Source organism: Rhodococcus sp. PML026 (genome assembly GCF_000963615.1).
GTDB lineage: Bacteria > Actinomycetota > Actinomycetes > Mycobacteriales > Mycobacteriaceae > Rhodococcoides > Rhodococcoides fascians.
On the sequence record NZ_KQ031376.1, the window covers coordinates 76,418 to 93,510 of the forward strand.

General features: G+C 64.8%; 17 protein-coding genes, 1 pseudogene and 1 riboswitch. Of the genes and pseudogenes, 8 read left to right on the plus strand and 10 right to left on the minus strand.

What is annotated here, in order from left to right:
• Positions 1-60: 60 nt before the first annotated feature.
• From VF34_RS20045 to VF34_RS20060, 4 genes are all read right to left on the minus strand, one after another.
• Positions 61-345 (minus strand): DUF6412 domain-containing protein, encoded by a 285-nt coding sequence (locus tag VF34_RS20045; RefSeq protein WP_032366681.1) that lies wholly within the window; start codon positions 343-345, stop codon positions 61-63.
• Between the two features lie 41 nt (positions 346-386).
• Positions 387-1,817, minus strand: a complete 1,431-nt coding sequence (locus tag VF34_RS20050) for a DUF4153 domain-containing protein (protein WP_052061441.1) — start codon at positions 1,815-1,817, stop codon at positions 387-389.
• Between the two features lie 98 nt (positions 1,818-1,915).
• Positions 1,916-2,890: a HAMP domain-containing sensor histidine kinase gene (locus tag VF34_RS20055; protein WP_032400119.1), complete on the minus strand. Its 975-nt coding sequence runs from the start codon at positions 2,888-2,890 to the stop codon at positions 1,916-1,918.
• Positions 2,887-3,561, minus strand: a complete 675-nt coding sequence (locus VF34_RS20060) for a response regulator transcription factor (protein ID WP_032371022.1) — start codon at positions 3,559-3,561, stop codon at positions 2,887-2,889. Before VF34_RS20060 ends, VF34_RS20055 begins: the two co-directional genes overlap by 4 nt.
• A gap of 135 nt (positions 3,562-3,696) precedes the next feature.
• Between VF34_RS20060 and VF34_RS20065 the strand changes: the two genes are divergently transcribed.
• The gene (locus tag VF34_RS20065) at positions 3,697-4,746 is read left to right on the plus strand and encodes an ABC transporter substrate-binding protein (RefSeq protein ID WP_045841986.1); all 1,050 of its coding nucleotides are present in this window, start codon (positions 3,697-3,699) and stop codon (positions 4,744-4,746) included.
• Positions 4,747-4,749: 3 nt separating this feature from the next.
• Here the strand turns inward: VF34_RS20065 and VF34_RS20070 are convergent, their stop codons facing one another.
• Positions 4,750-5,889 (minus strand): MFS transporter, encoded by a 1,140-nt coding sequence (locus VF34_RS20070; protein WP_032367243.1) that lies wholly within the window; start codon positions 5,887-5,889, stop codon positions 4,750-4,752.
• A 371-nt stretch (positions 5,890-6,260) separates the two neighbouring features.
• A riboswitch (SAM riboswitch) is annotated at positions 6,261-6,383 on the plus strand.
• Between the two features lie 154 nt (positions 6,384-6,537).
• Between VF34_RS20070 and VF34_RS20075 the strand changes: the two genes are divergently transcribed.
• Positions 6,538-7,887, plus strand: a complete 1,350-nt coding sequence (locus VF34_RS20075) for a bifunctional o-acetylhomoserine/o-acetylserine sulfhydrylase (protein WP_080730083.1) — start codon at positions 6,538-6,540, stop codon at positions 7,885-7,887.
• A complete protein-coding gene (gene metX / locus VF34_RS20080; protein ID WP_261308169.1) occupies positions 7,884-9,029 on the plus strand; it encodes a homoserine O-acetyltransferase MetX in 1,146 nt (381 codons plus the stop codon). Before VF34_RS20075 ends, metX begins: the two co-directional genes overlap by 4 nt.
• A 20-nt stretch (positions 9,030-9,049) precedes the next feature.
• On the opposite strand, the gene VF34_RS20085 is transcribed toward metX, so the two are convergent.
• From VF34_RS20085 to VF34_RS20095, 3 genes are all read right to left on the minus strand, one after another.
• Positions 9,050-9,295 (minus strand): DUF3017 domain-containing protein, encoded by a 246-nt coding sequence (locus VF34_RS20085; protein WP_045842095.1) that lies wholly within the window; start codon positions 9,293-9,295, stop codon positions 9,050-9,052.
• An 82-nt stretch (positions 9,296-9,377) separates the two neighbouring features.
• On the minus strand, positions 9,378-10,235 hold the full coding sequence (locus tag VF34_RS20090) for a bifunctional methylenetetrahydrofolate dehydrogenase/methenyltetrahydrofolate cyclohydrolase (protein WP_032400121.1): 858 nt from the start codon (positions 10,233-10,235) through the stop codon (positions 9,378-9,380).
• A 56-nt stretch (positions 10,236-10,291) separates the two neighbouring features.
• On the minus strand, positions 10,292-10,900 hold the full coding sequence (locus VF34_RS20095; protein ID WP_032400122.1) for a pentapeptide repeat-containing protein: 609 nt from the start codon (positions 10,898-10,900) through the stop codon (positions 10,292-10,294).
• Positions 10,901-10,933: 33 nt separating this feature from the next.
• On the opposite strand from VF34_RS20095, the gene VF34_RS20100 reads away from it, so the two are divergent.
• Together VF34_RS20100 and VF34_RS20105 are read left to right on the plus strand one after the other, a co-directional pair.
• Positions 10,934-11,398, plus strand: coding sequence for a tRNA (cytidine(34)-2'-O)-methyltransferase (locus VF34_RS20100; protein ID WP_196250996.1), 465 nt, complete (start codon positions 10,934-10,936; stop codon positions 11,396-11,398).
• A 564-nt stretch (positions 11,399-11,962) separates the two neighbouring features.
• Entirely contained in the window at positions 11,963-12,517 is a 555-nt protein-coding gene (locus VF34_RS20105; protein ID WP_176456807.1) for a DUF6764 family protein, read from the plus strand.
• 26 nt (positions 12,518-12,543) lie between these two features.
• On the opposite strand, the gene VF34_RS25765 is transcribed toward VF34_RS20105, so the two are convergent.
• On the minus strand, positions 12,544-12,930 hold the full coding sequence (locus VF34_RS25765) for an SDR family oxidoreductase (RefSeq protein WP_329955356.1): 387 nt from the start codon (positions 12,928-12,930) through the stop codon (positions 12,544-12,546).
• A 142-nt stretch (positions 12,931-13,072) separates the two neighbouring features.
• A pseudogene (locus VF34_RS25770) lies at positions 13,073-13,297 on the minus strand (SDR family NAD(P)-dependent oxidoreductase); the annotation flags it as partial.
• A gap of 71 nt (positions 13,298-13,368) precedes the next feature.
• Between VF34_RS25770 and VF34_RS20115 the strand changes: the two are divergent.
• The 3 genes from VF34_RS20115 to VF34_RS20125 all read left to right on the plus strand — a co-directional run bounded on the left by VF34_RS20115 (position 13,369) and on the right by VF34_RS20125 (position 17,076).
• Positions 13,369-13,692 carry a winged helix-turn-helix transcriptional regulator gene (locus VF34_RS20115; RefSeq protein ID WP_032400124.1) on the plus strand — a complete coding sequence of 108 codons (324 nt, stop codon included), beginning with the start codon at positions 13,369-13,371 and terminating at the stop codon, positions 13,690-13,692.
• Positions 13,693-13,805: 113 nt separating this feature from the next.
• Positions 13,806-16,046 (plus strand): HNH endonuclease signature motif containing protein, encoded by a 2,241-nt coding sequence (locus tag VF34_RS24405; protein ID WP_082079230.1) that lies wholly within the window; start codon positions 13,806-13,808, stop codon positions 16,044-16,046.
• 76 nt (positions 16,047-16,122) lie between these two features.
• On the plus strand, positions 16,123-17,076 hold the full coding sequence (locus VF34_RS20125) for a HAMP domain-containing protein (RefSeq protein ID WP_032400176.1): 954 nt from the start codon (positions 16,123-16,125) through the stop codon (positions 17,074-17,076).
• Positions 17,077-17,093 lie beyond the last annotated feature (17 nt).

The window sequence follows — 17,093 nt, forward strand, 5'->3', positions numbered from 1 at the left end:
GTGATTCTCCCGATGAACCTCGTGGACCAGGGGCGCGTGAGGTGTGAGAGAGCTGTCGAACTACAGCGCTCCCACCAGGAGACCGGGTGCTCGCGGCTGCGGGCGACCGGGTGCGTCGGGGCGATGTTGACGTCGGAACGAGCCACGAAGGTGGCGCTCCTCCGCATTCGGTCCGACGTTCGACGGACGGTACAGAAGGCTCAGCGCCCCGGCACGATGCGCGTAGAACACCGCCGCCGCCAGAGCAGCGACGATGATCAGCGCGAGATCCGCCGGTCCGGCCGGAGTAGTCAGCAGCAGCGTGAAGAACAGCACCGACGTGACGACGAGGTTCTGATAGCCCATCGTGCACCTCCGTCCTTCGTCACCGATCGTCGAGTCGTTGCTCAGGGTACAGATACCGTCGGGTCTGTGCACTGGTACCAGCTGTCTCCCCACGAGACCGGGCCTCGGGCCTGAACACACTCACGAACACGTTGGGGTAGGCGATCGAGTTCGGGATCTGCGTCTGCCGACAACCCGCCAAGGTAGAACACGTCGATCCGCCCCGTCTCCTCGAACCGTTCGACGTTCTGCCGCGCGATGTACGCGTCCGGGTTCACGGCCGCGAGCGCGAGAACGGTCAGCACTGCTCCCACGCCGACTGCTCGCGGAAGCCAGCGACCCGACATCCGTACGCCCGCGACGAGCAGCAGTACGAACACCGAACCCAACCACCATTCGACCGCGGTGACGAACAGCCGCAGGGTGGTGTAGCCGTACTGCTCCTCGTACAACGACATTCGATGCAACGCCGACGCCACGATCACCACCGACAGTGCGCACAGCGCGCCGAGCAGAACCCGCAATGCAAGTCGGTCGCGTAGGTCCGTTCGTTCGGCCTTGGTCACGGTGACCGCGATGACGAGCAAGGTCAATACCGTCACCGTCAGCAACTGCCAGAAGCCCTGCCGTGCGTACTCGGCGTTGGTCAAACCTTCGGTGCTCAGAACGTGTCCCTGGCCGCCGAACAAGCTCGGAATCTGAAAGGCGACGAACACGCCGAACAGGCCGACGACAGCGCCGAGCGGTATTGCCCACTCCCACAACCGAAGTGTGCGACGCGGTGTTGCCGCCAGGCGGTCGAAGCGCGGCGGATGCACGGCCACGTATGCGGCGGCGAGCGCACCTGCAGCCGTCAGTACGAATACGACCACTCGCCCGACGATCGATCCGAGATCGAACTGCGGAGTGACCGAGCCCAGAGCATCCGCGAAACGTCGATCCGCCGCCCCGAACAGCGCGGCGAACACCACACAGAGCGCGACGGTGACGGCGGCGACCACGCCGATTCGGATCGGCTTGGGCCCGTCGAGATCGATGGTTCCCGCCCCTCGTCGCGTCCACCGCACGACCCGCAAGGGCAGCAGCAGCGGCAGCACGGCGCCGAGAGCGATGCCCGTCCAAGTCCAGGCCCGCGAGAGAACGACCGACCCGACGACGACCGCAAGGGCAACGGACAGAGCGACGATCCACTCCGCCTCTCGTAGCGCCGCGACGCTGGACAAGGCGAGGACCCCCGCCACACCCACCCACTCCCACGGCGACAACGACGCACGCCGTACCGCTACGACGACAGCCATGATGCTTGCGGCGGTGATGGTTACGCCGAAGTTGTTGTAGCCCAATATCACTGTCGCGACGAGCCCGGCAGCAAGCGCTCCTAGAAGTGCCGCGCGGGGTGCCCGAGAGTGTCGCAGCACCGGCCAGGTTCGAGGGCTCCACAGCGACCGACGAGGCCGCGTTCTGGGGTGCATGGGTATTCCGATCGTGGTCATGGCTGGGATCCATTTCTGTGTTCGAGGCATGCCGAACCGCGGCTGCGGTCCAGGGACGAGCAGTCGAGGTGAGTGGGTGTGTGAAAGAAGGTGGGTTGTCAGCGCTCGGGGATGGCCACTCTGATGTGGCAGCCCGACTCACTGTCGAGAACGTCGATGGTCCCGCCGTGCAGTTCGGTGGCCCACCGTGCGATTCCGAGTCCGAGACCTGTTCCGCCGTCGGTGGATCCGCCGCGAGTGAACCGGTCGAACACCGTGTGACGGTCGGCCGGTGCGATGCCGGGACCCTCGTCGCGAACATCGAACGCGAACCGGTCCCCGGTTCGATGCGCTCGGATACTCACCGTGCCCGACTGCGGCGAATGCCGTACGGCGTTGTCGACGAGATTGGTGATCACCTGCGTCATTCGAGCGCGGTCGGCGACGACCGTCCCGGCACCGGGTGAGACGACGATCGATACTCGTTCTCGGTGAACGCCGGTCGCCTCCTCGAGGAAGGGGCGCACCGGGAATTCCGTCGGGACGATGCTCAGCACTCCGCCCTCGACCCTCGACAGATCGAGCAGTTCGGTCACCAGGTTTCCCAGTCTCTCGGTCTGGCCCAGGGCGACAGACAACGTGGCCGGGTCGGGTTCGGTCACCCCGTCGACCATGTTCTCGAGCACTGCCCGCAAGGCAGCGATGGGAGTCTTCAACTCGTGGGAGACGTTTCCGATCAGCTCGCGGCGGTACTTCTCGGCGGCTTCCAAGTCGCTCGCCATGGTGTTGAACGCGGTGGCGAGCTCGCCCACCTCGTCGCGGGACGTGGCACGCACCCGGGTCGAATAGTCGCCTCGCGCCATCGCTTTGGCTGCCGAGGTCATCTCTCGCAGGGGCGACGTCATGCCGTGCGCGACGAATTGTGTTGCGGCCAAAGACACGATCAATGCGGCGAGAAGTGTGTAGCGAAACTGCCAGCCGGCCCCGATCCAGAAGACGACGCTCGCCAGCACCAGCACGATGCCCACCACGAGCGAGACCTTGAGTTTGAACGACCGCAAGGGATCGAGCGGACGCGGCAGCATCGGCCTCATCGCGGTGCCTCCACGGCGTATCCGACGCCGTGGACGGTACGAATCAGGTCGCCACCGAGCTTGCGCCGCAACGCTTTCACATGACTGTCGACGGTACGACTGCTGGCCGAATCGTCCCAACCCCACAGTTCCGACAGCAGGGTCTCCCTGGACACCGCCGTGCGAGGTCGAGCGGCCAGATACGCCAGGATGTCGAATTCGGTTCTGGTGACGTGGATGTCGCCCGCGTCGGTGGAGACGCGTCGCTCCCGGTGATCGATGTGCACGTCGCCGATTCGAGTGGTGTACTGCTCGGGAGTGACGACGCGCTCGGCGCGCCTGATGAGAGCGTGCACACGCGCGACCAGTTCACGCATGCTGAACGGCTTGCCCAGATAATCGTCCGCACCGACGCCCAGCCCGACGAGCATGTCGGTCTCGTCGGACTTGGCCGTCAACATCAGTACCGGTACCGGCCGGGATGCCTGGATGCGTCGACACACTTCGAGTCCGTCGAAACCGGGAAGCATCAGATCCAGCACCACCACGTCGGGGTCGATCCGGCCGCACACTTCCACCGCGGAGGGGCCGTCGGCGGCAGTGACCACGTCGTACCCCTCGCCTCGCAGTCGAGCGGCCACGGCGTCGGAGATCGTGGGTTCATCGTCGACTACGAGAACTGTGCGGCTCATGAGAATTGACCCTAGAGGTCGGACATGGAGGACTTCGTCGGGAAATGTGGAGGTTCGGTGAAGGTTGACCTGAAAGTCGAACTAAGGGTGGGCTACCCTTCCTTTCGATACCCGACCTGACGAAAGGCCCACTCGATGCGTACCCGACCACTTCGGAGAACTTTGGCGGTGTGCGCGATCGCGCTGACCACGGCGGGACTACTGAGCGCCTGCTCGAACTCCGACGGCACGTCCGACGGCCCCGACTCCCCCACGACCGCCAGCTCGGGCGTCTTTCCCGTCTCGGTAAAGCATGCGTTCGGCGAGACCGTCGTTCCCGAGGAACCCACGCGCGTCGTGGTGGCGGGATACACCGAACAGGACACGGTGTTGGCCCTCGGCGTGATCCCCGTCGGAGTGACGGAGTGGTACGGCGACCAGCCGTACGCGACCTGGCCCTGGGCTCGGGCCGCGCTGGGAAATGCCCAGCCCGAGGTGCTCACCAACAACGGCGACGGTTTCGAGACCGAGAAGATCGCCGCCCTCGAGCCCGATCTGATCATCGCCACCAACGCCGGTCTCACCGCGGACAGCTACCGGACTCTGAGCAACATCGCACCCACGCTCGCCCAGTCCGACGCGTCGACCGCCTACTTCGAGCCCTGGGACGTACAGGCGGAGAAGATCGGCCGGGCGTTGGGTAAGAAAGCCGAAGTGGACGGACTCATCGACGGTGTGAATCAGAAGTTCGCCGATGCCGCGGCGGCTCACCCCGAGTTCGCAGGGAAGAAGGCGATCTTCCTGCAGAACGCGTTCTACGAGGGCAAGGCCATCGCGTACCAGGACGGTTTGAGCACCGACTTCCTGACGAAGCTCGGTTTTGTGATCCCCGACGACATCGACGCGTTCGTGCCGGCCGACGGCAGTGCGCAGGCGAGCATCCCGCTGGAGAACCTGTCGGTCCTCGACACTGCAGATGTGCTGATCTGGGGAACGGAGAACCCGGGCGATCGCGGCCAGTTGGAGAAGGAACCGGTGTACAACGCTCTGCAGCCGGTGAAGGACGGCAACCTCGTCTTCACCGATGGGGTGACGGCGGGGGCGATCTACTTCACGAGTGTGCTGAGCCTGCCGTACGTGATCGACAAGGTGGCTCCGGCAATGTCCGAGGCGCTCGGCGGAACCGCCACCACCATCACGTCCTGACTTTCATGCCGCCGAGCGCTTCTCCATCCACATGGCGACGGACAGAACGCCCAGGCCGGCAACAGCGAGACCCGAGCCGACGGCGGCCGGTGCCGTGTAGCCGAGACCTGCGGCGATCACCGCGCCGCCCACCGCGGCTCCGATGGCATTGGCCAGGTTGAACGCCGCGTGGTTGAGTGAAGCGGCGAGAGTCTGCGCGTCCTCCGCCACGTCCATCAGACGGGTCTGAAGTCCGGGGACGACGGACGAGCCGGACGCGCCGATCAAGAACACGAGAAGCAGCGCGGTCACCGGGTTGTGAGCCGCGACGACGAAGACGGCCAGGGACACTGCGGTCGCGGCCAGCCCGATGAAGGTGCCCTTGAGCTTGTACTTGTCGGCCAACCAACCGCCTGCGTAGTTGCCGGCAACCATGCCGAGGCCGTAGATCATCAAGGCCACCGGAACCAGTGCACGGGCAAGGCCTGCGACGTCGGTCAGGGTCGACGCGATGTAGGTGTACACCGCGAACATGCCGCCGAATCCGACGATGCCGACGAACAGGGTCATCCACACCTGGCCACGGCGGAGGGCACCGAGCTCGGTGATCGGACTGGTGGTCGGCATGGCGTCGAGTCGCGGCATCCACAGGACCAGCGCACTGACGGTGAGCAACCCGATCACGGCGACGAGGGCGAATGCGCTTCGCCACCCGAGGGCCTGGCCGATCCAGGTCGCCACCGGTACACCGACGACGTTCGCCACCGATAGACCCATCATCACCATCGCGACGGCCTTGGCTCGTTTGCCCGGCTCAGCGAGGTGCGCCGCCACCAGTGCGGCAACGCCGAAATACGCGCCGTGCGGCAGACCGGCCACGAACCGGGAGGCCACCAACTCGTTGAAACTCGGCGCGAAGACCGTCCCGAGATTGCCGAGCGTGAACGCCACCATCAGCGCCAGCAACAACATGCGCCGAGGAACACGCGCCGCAAGAGCGGCGATTGTCGGCGCACCGACGACGACGCCGAGCGCGTAGGCGGAGATCATGTGGCCGGCCGACGGCTCCGATATTCCCATCGTCGTCGCGATGTCCGGGAGCAGGCCCATCGAGGCGAATTCGGTGGTGCCGATGCCGAAGCCGCCGATGGACAGGGCCAGCATGGCGAGCCTGCGGCGGGTCGAGTGCGGTCGATGGCCGACGCTCAACCCACTCGACACCTTGCCGCGCACGGCGCTGACGTTTCTGGCGAGAGCGGAATCGGTGACAGTCACAGCAGAACAACCTTCGTAAGCAATCGGATTACAGAGCGGGCCAGGGGCTGGTGGATCGACGACCTGGTAAATCGACGACCTGGTGGATCGATTCAGTACAGCCCGACCGGACGGCACAACGTTCGTCGTGTTCATTGTCTTCCCCGAGGCGACTCGTTTTCGAGTCGTCGGGCGGTGATTGTCCTCACCAGAGCATCTGCTCGAGGGTCGTGAGCGCCCTCGTTCCCCCGAGACACCCGTACCCGCTAAGATTCCTGCCAGGTCATGAGTGCCAGCATCGAGCCCCGGCTTGCTGGCCGGCAACCCTCCAACCGCGGTGGGGTGCCCCGGGTGAACGACCAGGCCGATGCAACACATCCGTGTCGTATCGACAAGCGCGGGTCCGCTCCGAAGCGGACCCACTGATCTTCGGTCCCCACGGGCCGAGGCATGTCAGGAGGTTCTCATGTGTTGCTGTACCGATACGCCCCGTAACGCTCGAGTTCTCGAGCTTCATTCGACAGAAAACACGTCTGAGAAAACGGAGTATCACCAGCCATGACCGATTCGACCCCCGACGTCGTCGACGCCACCGGAGCACCCACCGAGGATCCGTTCACCGATCCCGCAGCCGACTGGAGCTTCGAGACCAAGCAGATCCATTCGGGTCAGACACCGGACGGCACCACCAGGGCTCGTGCGTTGCCCATCTACCAGACCACCTCGTACACGTTCGACAACACCGATCACGCGGCCGCACTGTTCGGCCTGGCGGAACCGGGCAACATCTACACCCGCATCATCAACCCCACGCAGGATGTCGTCGAGCAGCGCATCGCCGCTCTCGAAGGGGGCGTCGCAGCGCTTCTGCTCGCGTCGGGCCAGGCAGCAGAAACGTTCGCCATTCTCAATCTCGCCGAGGCGGGCGATCACATCGTCTCGAGCCCGCGGCTCTACGGCGGCACCTACAACCTGTTTCATTACACGCTTCCGAAGCTGGGGATCACCGTCTCGTTCGTCGACGATCCGGACGATCTCGAGCAGTGGCGCGCGGCCATCACACCGTCGACCAAAGCGTTCTACGGTGAGACGATCTCCAACCCGAAGAACGACGTTCTCGATATCCCCGGCATTTCGGCGATCGCCCACGAGAACGGCATTCCGCTGATCGTCGACAACACCGTCGCGACGCCGTACCTGCTGCAGCCGCTGAAGCACGGTGCCGACATCGTGGTGCACTCGGCGACGAAGTACCTCGGCGGTCACGGCACGGCGATCGCGGGCGTCATCGTCGACGGCGGAACGTTCGACTGGACGCAGGGCCGTCACCCCAACTTCACCACCCCGGATCCGAGTTACCACGGTGTCGTCTTCGCCGATCTCGGCGCTCCGGCCTTCGCCCTGAAGGCGCGGGTGCAGTTGTTGCGTGACATCGGGGCTGCTGTGTCACCCTTCAATGCGTTCCTGATCAGCCAGGGCCTCGAGACGTTGAGTCTTCGAATCGAGCGGCACGTGGCGAACGCGCAGAAGGTGGCCGCCTTCTTGGCCGGTCGCGACGACGTCGTCTCGATCAACTACGCCGGACTCGAGTCCTCGCCCTGGTACGAGCGCGGGCAGCAGCTGCTCCCGAAGGGGCAGGGCGCGATCATCGCGTTCGAGCTGAAAGGAGGAGTGGACGCGGGCAAGAAGTTCGTCAACGCTCTCACTCTGCACAGTCATGTGGCTAACATCGGAGACGTGCGTTCTCTCGTCATCCATCCCGCGTCCACCACGCATTCGCAGTTGACCCCGGAAGAGCAGTTGGCCTCCGGCGTCACTCCCGGCCTCGTGCGTCTGGCCGTCGGTATAGAAGGAATCGACGACATCATCGCCGATCTCGAGGTCGGCTTCCGCGCGGCGGCGTCTTGAGCCACAGTTTGAACACAGGCGTTCGTCCGGAGGCGGTCCTTCCGTCTCCGGACGGGCGGTTGGGAACCATCGACATCGGTGGTCTCGATCTCGAGAACGGTTCTCATATTCCGCACGTGACCGTGGCGGTGCAGCGTTGGGGCGAGATGGCGGCCGATCGCAGCAACGTCGTGCTCGTCGAACATGCGTTGACCGGTGATTCCCACGTTTCGGGACCGCCGGATGCCGACCACGTACTGCCCGGTTGGTGGAACGGGATGGTCGGACCGGGCAGCCCCATCGACACCGACGAATGGTGTGTCGTGGCCACCAACGTGCTCGGCGGATGCGGAGGCACCACCGGGCCGAGCAGCATCTCCCCCGACGGCACCCCGTACGGTTCTCGCTTCCCGGAAATTTCGATTCGCGATCAGGTGGCGGCAGAGGTCGCGGTGGCCGATGTTCTGGGCATCGATCGGTTCGCCGCCGTCGTGGGCGGGTCGATGGGCGGCATGCGCACCCTCGAATGGATTGTGGGACATCCGGATCGGGTGGGTGCCGCGCTGGTGCTCGCCGTCGGTGCCCGCGCGACAGCGGACCAGATCGGAACGCAAACCACCCAGATCGCTGCGATCAAGGCCGATCCGGGTTGGCTCGGCGGCAATTACCACGACACCGGCACCGCCCCGACCGCCGGACTCGGGATCGCTCGACGCATCGCGCATCTGACGTACCGAACCGAGAGCGAACTCGACATTCGGTTCGGAAACTCTCCGCAGAACGACGAGGATCCGTGGGCCGGCGGCAGGTACTCCGCGCAGAGCTACCTCGAGCATCAGGCCGCCAAACTGGTCAATCGATTCGACGCGGCGACGTACGTTCTTCTGAGCGAAGCGATGAACCGCCACGACGTGGGCCGAGGACGCGGCGGAGTCGCCGAAGCCCTTGCGTCCGTGCCGGTTCCGACCATCGTCGGGGGCGTCGATTCCGATCGCCTCTACCCGCTTCGACTGCAGAAAGAAATTGCGCGTGAACTCCCACAGTGCCGGGGGCTCGAAGTGATCCAGTCGCGAGACGGCCACGACGGATTTCTCACCGAGGCCGATTCGGTGGCGAAGTTGCTGGCCGAGACAATGGAGCTCGCCCGCCTCGGACGGCGCTGACCCGAGTCGATCGGTCTACGTCAGTCCGTCCCCAGGGGATCGATCGACAGCGACAGAAAGACGATGGCGCCGCCGACGCCTCCCAGCGCCAACACGTCGAATCCCCTGCTGCGCACCTTCAGGGTGCCGACGCGTGACTCGGGTAGGCACAGTCGCAGCAACGCTGCCACCACCGCTGCGCACCCGAAGATGAACGAGCCGCGCCGCCAACGGTCGGCGAGAACCAGGACCAGCGCGGCGAGCACGATGATCGACACCACGACCATCGGTAGATTCCGAGCGAGCGCCGCTCGGAAACCCGGCACGTGATCGCCTCGCGCATCCTGTACGTCGTTCACCTCGGCTCGCTCAACTCTGGGCCGCAGTGCGTTCGGCTCGCTCCACGACATTGGACAGCAGAAACGCGCGCGTCAACGGCCCGACTCCACCGGGGTTGGGCGACAGGAAACCGGCCACCTCGGCGACGTCGTCCGCGACGTCTCCGCGCAATCCGTCCTCGGTGCGGGTGACCCCGACGTCGAGCACAGCCGCCCCGGGCTTGACCATGTCTGCGGTGATCAAACCGGGAACCCCGGCGGCCGCGATGACGATGTCGGCGCGGGAGACCTCTGCGGCAAGATCACGAGTTCCGGTGTGGCACAACGTGACCGTCGCGTTCTCCGAACGGCGGGTCAGCAGCAGTCCGATCGGTCGGCCCACCGTCACACCGCGGCCGATGACCACAGCGCGCGCCCCGTCGAGTGCGACGTCGTAGCGCCGCAGCAAGTGGACGATGCCCCGCGGGGTGCACGGCAATGCGGCGTCCTTGCCCAGCACCAAGCGGCCGAGGTTGATCGGGTGCAGACCGTCGGCATCCTTGTCGGGATCGATGCGCTCGAGCGCGGCGTTCTCGTCCAGATGCTTGGGCAACGGAAGCTGCACGATGTACCCCGTGCAGTCGGGGTTGGCGTTGAGCTCGTCGATGACCGCTTCGAGTTCGGACTGAGTGATATCCGCGGGAAGATCGCGTCGAATGGAAGTGATGCCCACCTTCGCGCAGTCGTTGTGCTTGCCCCGCACGTACGCGGCAGAACCCGGATCATCTCCGACGAGCACCGTCGCCAGGCCGGGAGTGATGCCCTGCTCCCGCAGACGTGCCACACGGGCGGTGAGGTCGACGAAAATCTCGTCACGAGTCGCTTTGCCATCGAGGATCGTTGCAGTCACCGGGCCATTGTTTCAGGTTCTGCCCGTCCGGCGGCGCGCCGGGCCGATCACCGCGGTCAGCTCTCGACGATCAAGCCCTGCGCAGCCGCGAAGGCCACTGCTTGCATCAGTTCGATCTTGGCCCCGCGCACCAGTGCGCCGACCCACAGCGACGCATCGACGACGGCTCCGCGCAGGTCCGACTCCTCCATTTTGGCACCGACGGTTCGTGCGCCCACGAGATCGACGGACCGCAGCACCGCTTTGCGAAGATCGGTCGAGGTCAGGTTCGCCTCCCGCATCCGACATCCGGTCAGATCGACGCCGCGCAGGTCGGCATTACCCAGCGAGGCCAACGTGAAATCGACTTCGTCGTAGGTGGCCGGACGCATGCGAGTGTCCACGAACACCGATCCCATCAACGTCGAGTGACGGAAGACGCTGTGCTGCAGATTGGTTCGAGTGAACGTGCACGATCGAAAGGCCGAGTTGGTGTGCACCGAATCCGTGAGGTCGGTACCGGTGAAGTCGCATTCGGTGAAGACGACCGAGTCGGTCCGCACATTGCTCATGTCCGCGTCACGGAAGGTGCACCGGACGAACTGCCTGCCCGACCACTCCCGCCCGTCGAGTCGAGAATCCGAGAAATCTTCGCCGATGGTCTGTTCGTCGTCCACCTGCCCCATCCTCCCCGGGCTCGTGGTGGCAGAGTGATCCGGGTGTTTCGACTCATGTTCTTCGAGCCCCGGATTCCGCAGAACACCGGCAATGCGATTCGCCTCGTCGCCGGCACCGGATGCGAACTGCATCTCGTTGGCCCCCTCGGGTTCGACATGTCCGAACCCAAGCTCAAACGCGCGGGATTGGACTACCACGACCTCGCGTCGGTCACCGTGCACCAGGACCTGCGGTCGGCGTGGTCCGCACTGGCCCCGGAACGGGTCTTCGCCTTCACCGCGCACGCAACACGCTCCTACGCCGACGTCGCCTACCAACCCGGTGACGTCCTACTGTTCGGACCGGAACCCACCGGACTCCCCGACGACGTCTTGAACGACCCCCATGTGACCGATCAGCTGCGCATCCCGATGATCCCCGGACGACGATCACTCAACCTGGCGAACGCCGCAGCAGTGACGATGTACGAGGCCTGGCGCCAACACGACTATCAGGGCAGCGTCTGAACGATTTGCGTTCGAGTGCGCTCGACTGAACGATTCCGTGGTGCCCGGGGCACGACGGACTCTGTCGCCGTGGGGCCCGCATCGAAAGGACCGTTCGGCCCGGTGGGCACGTCTGCGTCCTCGCACGTCAAATCGATTGTGAGCGTCGACAAATCGATCTGGTCGGAACGGCACCTGCGCTGTGAGACCCAACTATCGAGCCGCGTCCGACGGCTCGCCAGCCCTCCGATAACAATTTCCTTTCGTTCGGCGGTCGCCCGGGCATGCCGACTCGGAGCATCGCCACCCGCTTCGGACACCGGCACCGAGCCGACAAACAAGCCCCAATCATGAACTGACGGAACGGAATCGACCGGACTGCGCACGTAGAACCTGGGCAGTACAAAGGCGGCACGAACCGGCTCGACCGATACCGCAGGGTCCGAGAAATCGGACTTCTACGACGATTCATCTCCCGATGCCATCGGCACCGTTACACAATCTGTGTCTGCTTGCTGTCACGGACCCCCGGAGCGGGGTACCGTGTGCCGCACCGACCCGTTTCGCTCGTGAAGGAGCTTTCTGTTGTTCTCTGTTTCCCTGCCCCGTACGGTTTCTTCCAACTCCTCCTCCGCGCGAACGTTCAGTCGGTTCGGTAGTCGAATCGCCCGCACCGCAGCTATTTTCGCCATCGGATCGGGCCTGACGGTGGCCGCCTTCGCCGGCACCGCCACCGCGTCGGCGGCACCGGTCACGTGCGTGTCGCCGCCCTCGGCCAACGACATCCAGGTGAGTGACACAGCGAGCTGCGGAGCCACCTCGAACGGACCCGGAACCGCCACCGCCGGTGCCGCTGACAGCGGAACTGCCGTCAGTGTCAACGACGGGCCGGGCGCAACCAACACCTACGCCAACGGCTACGGTGTCGCGCTCGGAGCAAGCAAGAACGCGGGCACGGCATACGCGCTCGCACTCGGCGGCGGAATCGCGCACTCGTGGGCAGATGCCGGCCAGACGACCCTCGCGGTCGCAGGATGGGGATCCGGTGCCACATCCGAGGCACGCGGCGTCGACTGCGTCGGGCCGCTGTCGTTGGCACTGAACCTCACGAGCGGTCAGTTCTGCGTTCTCGGTAGCTGATTCTTCATCCGATCGAGCGGAGCCGACTACCCCGACACGGACCCGTCGAGGTAGTCGGCTCCACCTACGTAGACAGTCCGGCCGGACTTCTCGATGGGTCCGATTGCAGCCTCCGTCACAGCCGACGCGAACTCCGCAATGGTCGGGAGCGCACCCTGCGCGGTTCGCGCAGCGACTGAGTCCGGATTACGGCGTTCGAGCAGGGTGACCACGATCGTGCCCTCGATCATGTCCCCGGACACCACGACCAATTCGATTCCCCGAGAATCCAATTCAGGAATCATCCCACGCAGTGCATCCTCCCCCGCCCGTTTGCTCGCAGCAACGGGTTCGTATTCGACGGGGACCGGTTTCTTGCCGTGAAAATGCGCCTGGTGGCTGGTGAGGAAGACGATCCGCGAGCCCGGCTCCATACGGGCGATACTCGCGCGAGCCAGAGCCAACGTCGCGATTGATACTCATCGCGTAGTCGGGTTCTGCACCGAACTCCAGGCCACCCGAGGCATTGAGAACCAGAACGTCGATTGCGCCGAACTCGGCAACGACAACGTTCAGCATGGCGTCGATCGCGTCAGCGTCGGTGACGTCGGCACCCACAGGAAGTGCTGTGCCGCCGCCCTCCTCGATCGCGCGCACCACGGCCTCGGCTCGACGCTTCTTCTCGCGGTAGTTCACCGCGACCGCAGCACCGAGAGCACCCAACTGCAATGCAGTTTCTGCTCCGATTCCCCGAGATGCGCCGGTGATCAACACCGTCTTTCCATCCGCCCGCCCGGTCATTCGTTCTCCACTCCTCGTAGTGCTTCGAATTTCGAACTGCTTCGATTTTCGAACCACTATGATGAGTCGAGATGGAAAAGGCAAACGAACCGCGCCGTGCCATGATGGCCGCGCTCGACCTTCTGGGGCAGCGCTGGAACATGCGCATCCTGTTCGAGCTACGCAGCGGACCGCTCGGCTTCCTCGAACTGAGGCGACGCACCGACGACATATCCTCGAGCGTGCTCGCCACCCGGCTACGCACTCTCGTCGACGCACGAGTGCTGGCGAAGGGCCCTGATGGCTCTTACCGTCTCACCGAGATCGGTGACGAACTCGGACCTGCACTCGAACCGCTATGGCAATGGGCACAGCGATGGAACGAGGACAGCGACCACACCGATCACCGCACGTAACCAGTCTCGGCAAGTGCTCAACGGGCACCTTTGCATTCTTGTCGGTGGGTCGAGATACTCTTTCTTCAGTTCGAACGCATGTTCTGAACTGGGGGGTCACCGGGGGGTGAAAAATGGCTGCACCAGTGGTGTCGTTGGATGCGTTGACCGCTGCCGCGCGGGAAGAGAATCGGCATGCGGCCCGAAAGATCGCTGCCTGCTACGACTTCCACCTCACCTGCATCGCGCAGGATGCGAAGCATCGGCAGTACAGCCGGTACGGACGCACCGAGATGGCACTCGCGTTGAGCTGCTCCGCCACCGTCGCCGAAGCGTACGTGTCCGTCGGCGTGGCACTGCACACCCGGCTTCCTCTGGTGAAAACCGCATTCGAGGCCGGTGACATCGACCTCCCCCGCGTACGTACGGTGTGCCGGATCCTCGACAACCTCTCCGACGACATCGTCAAGTCCGTCGAGGGCGACATCGTCGAAGCAGCCCGACGGTCGTCACCGGGTCCACTGGAGAACGAGATCTGGGACATTCTGCTGCGCGTCGCACCCGAGGAAGCAGCAGCACTACGCGAATTCGCAAAGAGGTTCCGCAATGTTTCCTACGCCCCGGCTGGGGAGTTGGCGCGGATCCGAGCAGAATTGACCGCCCCCGAAGCGGCAGCCGCATGGCAGCTCCTCGAGGAGATGGCCGACACGCTCTGCCCGAAAGACCCCCGCGGCAAACAGGAACGACTGTGCGATGCGTTCATGGCGCGAATGCACGGAGAACCCAGGCTGACATGCCTGTGCCAACGCGCGGACTGCCCGAAGACCGAGACCGAGACCGTATTGCCGGATCGTCGGGTGCCGTTGACGATGGTCACCGTCGATATCGCGACGCTGATCGGACTGCTCGCGAACCCTGCGTACCTGGCTGGGCACGGTTCCATCGATCCTGATCTCGCGCGGGAATTGGCGCGCAACAGTCAGTGGCAGATCCTGCTCACCGAAGCAGTCACCCTCGCCGAGACACTCGGACTGGCGGTGCAGAACCCAGAGACCGGGGAATGGGAACGACGCTCCGCTGAATCCACAGACACCACAGACGAGCCGAACAGGGCAGACCCCGAGCCGGCACAGCCGAACTCGGCAGCATCGAATACAGTGGAAACGAACGCCGCGGAATCGAATGCGCCAGCAACACAGACGGATACGGGTCCGACCACAGGAACGCCCGCGACAGGTACTGCAGCGTCGGATACACCCGCGGGAACCGGCGCGGTTGGGCCAACGAGAGACGCGGGCAACGTGATTGACGAATCCAGTGCCAATACTACTGACGACGCAAATGCCAATGCTGCTGACGATGTCGAGCGCGCAGGCGGTGCCGGCGCTGATCCCGCGGACAGCTCGCAGTCCGGTATCGACGCAGCCACTCGACCCAATACTCCGGGCACAGGCACCGGCACACAACGTCGCGCGCAGCGAGCCGCACCACCACCACAGTCGCCACCGGACCCAGAACCGCACCCCAGGTCATGTTCGAGCCCACAGCTCCGTTCAGGTTCGGGTTCGGTTGCACCACAACCTCATTCGACCACCACAGACGCCCCACCCGAGCCGTCCGCCGATCCCGACACCCGGCAAGGGCGTCGGAATGCCCTTGCCTCCGCAGCGGCCCTGTTCTGTACCCACACACCCGTCGGCCGGGGCTCACGGCACAGCTCTGCCCTCGACCTGCCGTCCGCAATCCAGCGCGTAGACCAGACGATCTACCCAGCAGCGCACACACCCTCAGCCCACGGACCCGCACACCGCACCCCCTCCGGCATCTACCTCGGCAATGCATCCCTCGCCGCAGCACTCGAAGCCGCCATCGCCGCCGACCCCACCCTCGGAACATCTTTCGGGCGCGACCCACTCACCGACCGAGCCCTGATCTACAGACCCGACGCCCTCACCACCGCCGCCGTCCGACTACGCGACCGCCACTGCCGCTTCCCCGGCTGCCACCGACCCGCCGCACGCTGCCAACTCGACCACGTCAACCCGTTCGACCACGCCAACCCCCTCGGCGGCGGCTGGACCACCGTCAACAACCTCCAATGCCTCTGCGAATACCACCACAGCGTCAAAACCGCCGGCTACTGGACCGCAGCCATGCTCCCCGGCGGCGCCATCCTATGGACCTCCACCTCGAAGACCACCCGAATAACTTTGCCCGCCAACGGAACCACAGTACCCATCATCGGCAACGACCTCCGGCCACACATCCCCACCCAACCCAAACGATCCGGCATCATCACCTACCCCGACCCACCCGACAACCCGACCCCCGAACCAGAATCGACCAACGAAGAAGACGAGGAGCCGCCATTCTGAGTATCGGTGCGCTCTGCAGTGCCTACTCATGGCGGCCTCGCGAATTCTGGTCGCTGCCGACCGGCATACTCGATCCATGAGGTATTCACGTGCGCACACCCGCCCGAGGGCGCTGTCGTTGCACGGACGGATTCGAGTGTTGACGATGAGCCTGGCCGCGCTCGCCGTTGCGGTCAGCGCTCTGGCGATCTACCTCGTCGCAGAGCAGTCGCTTCGCTCGCAGATCATCGACCGTGTCGGCCGAAACAGCGATGCGCTGATCGCCAGCGCAGCGTCGGGAGTGCCGGCCGATCTGTTCGGGTTCGGGATCGAAGACACAGAAGGAACCGCGGTCAAAGTTGCGTTGATGACCACCGATGGCACCTTGGTGTCCTCGTCCAACGGCACCTACCCCTTCACCAACTCCGATGGTGGGCTCGACGATCCGGAGAAGGCGGTCACCGAGGGCCGCACCGATCGGTCACTGCGGGAGGTTCGCGGCTACTACATCTCCGCCGAGCGCACCGATTCCGGTGAGACGATCATGGTGGCCGAAGCCCTGAGCGGTACCTCACCACTGCTCGGAAAACTCACGCTTGCCCTGATCCTCGTCGGGGCATTTCTCGTCGCCCTCGCTGGTGTGGCCGGCGCAGCCGTCGCTCGCACCGGCCTTCGTCCGGTCAGACGGTTGCGCGCCGGAACGGAACGAGTGGCCAGGACGGGTGACTTCGAGCCCATCGACGTCAACGGAGACGACGAACTGGCGTCTCTCGCCAACAGTTTCAACGAGATGCTGGCTGCGCTTTCGCGGTCGCGGGCACGACAGGGACAGTTGATAGTCGACGCCGGTGCCGAACTGATGGAACCGTTGACCGCGCTGCGCACCAACATCGATCTGTTGATGTCCCTCGACGGCCCGAATGCCCCGGTCATGCCCGACGAGCAACAGGACCGACTGCGCGTGGAGGTCATCGAACAGATGGACGTCATCATCGGACTGGTGCACGACTTGGTCGACCATGCCAGAGAGCCCGCACCTACCCAGCAGTGAGAACCCAGCAGTGACGG

Bases quoted from the DNA above. Each gene is read 5' to 3' on its own strand.
- VF34_RS20070 (WP_032367243.1), bottom strand. From the start codon at position 5,889: ATGCTGGCCCTGTCCATCGGCGGCTTCGGCATCGGCACCACCGAATTC.
- VF34_RS20055 (WP_032400119.1), bottom strand. From the start codon at position 2,890: ATGAGGCCGATGCTGCCGCGTCCGCTCGATCCCTTGCGGTCGTTCAAA.
- VF34_RS20115 (WP_032400124.1), top strand. From the start codon at position 13,369: ATGGAAAAGGCAAACGAACCGCGCCGTGCCATGATGGCCGCGCTCGAC.
- VF34_RS20050 (WP_052061441.1), bottom strand. From the start codon at position 1,817: ATGACCACGATCGGAATACCCATGCACCCCAGAACGCGGCCTCGTCGG.
- VF34_RS24405 (WP_082079230.1), top strand. From the start codon at position 13,806: ATGGCTGCACCAGTGGTGTCGTTGGATGCGTTGACCGCTGCCGCGCGG.
- VF34_RS20085 (WP_045842095.1), bottom strand. From the start codon at position 9,295: ATGGTCGTGGTGTCGATCATCGTGCTCGCCGCGCTGGTCCTGGTTCTC.
- VF34_RS25765 (WP_329955356.1), bottom strand. From the start codon at position 12,930: ATGGAGCCGGGCTCGCGGATCGTCTTCCTCACCAGCCACCAGGCGCAT.
- VF34_RS20125 (WP_032400176.1), top strand. From the start codon at position 16,123: ATGAGGTATTCACGTGCGCACACCCGCCCGAGGGCGCTGTCGTTGCAC.
- VF34_RS20065 (WP_045841986.1), top strand. From the start codon at position 3,697: ATGCGTACCCGACCACTTCGGAGAACTTTGGCGGTGTGCGCGATCGCG.
- VF34_RS20045 (WP_032366681.1), bottom strand. From the start codon at position 345: ATGGGCTATCAGAACCTCGTCGTCACGTCGGTGCTGTTCTTCACGCTG.
- VF34_RS20095 (WP_032400122.1), bottom strand. From the start codon at position 10,900: ATGGGGCAGGTGGACGACGAACAGACCATCGGCGAAGATTTCTCGGAT.
- VF34_RS20060 (WP_032371022.1), bottom strand. From the start codon at position 3,561: ATGAGCCGCACAGTTCTCGTAGTCGACGATGAACCCACGATCTCCGAC.
- VF34_RS20075 (WP_080730083.1), top strand. From the start codon at position 6,538: ATGACCGATTCGACCCCCGACGTCGTCGACGCCACCGGAGCACCCACC.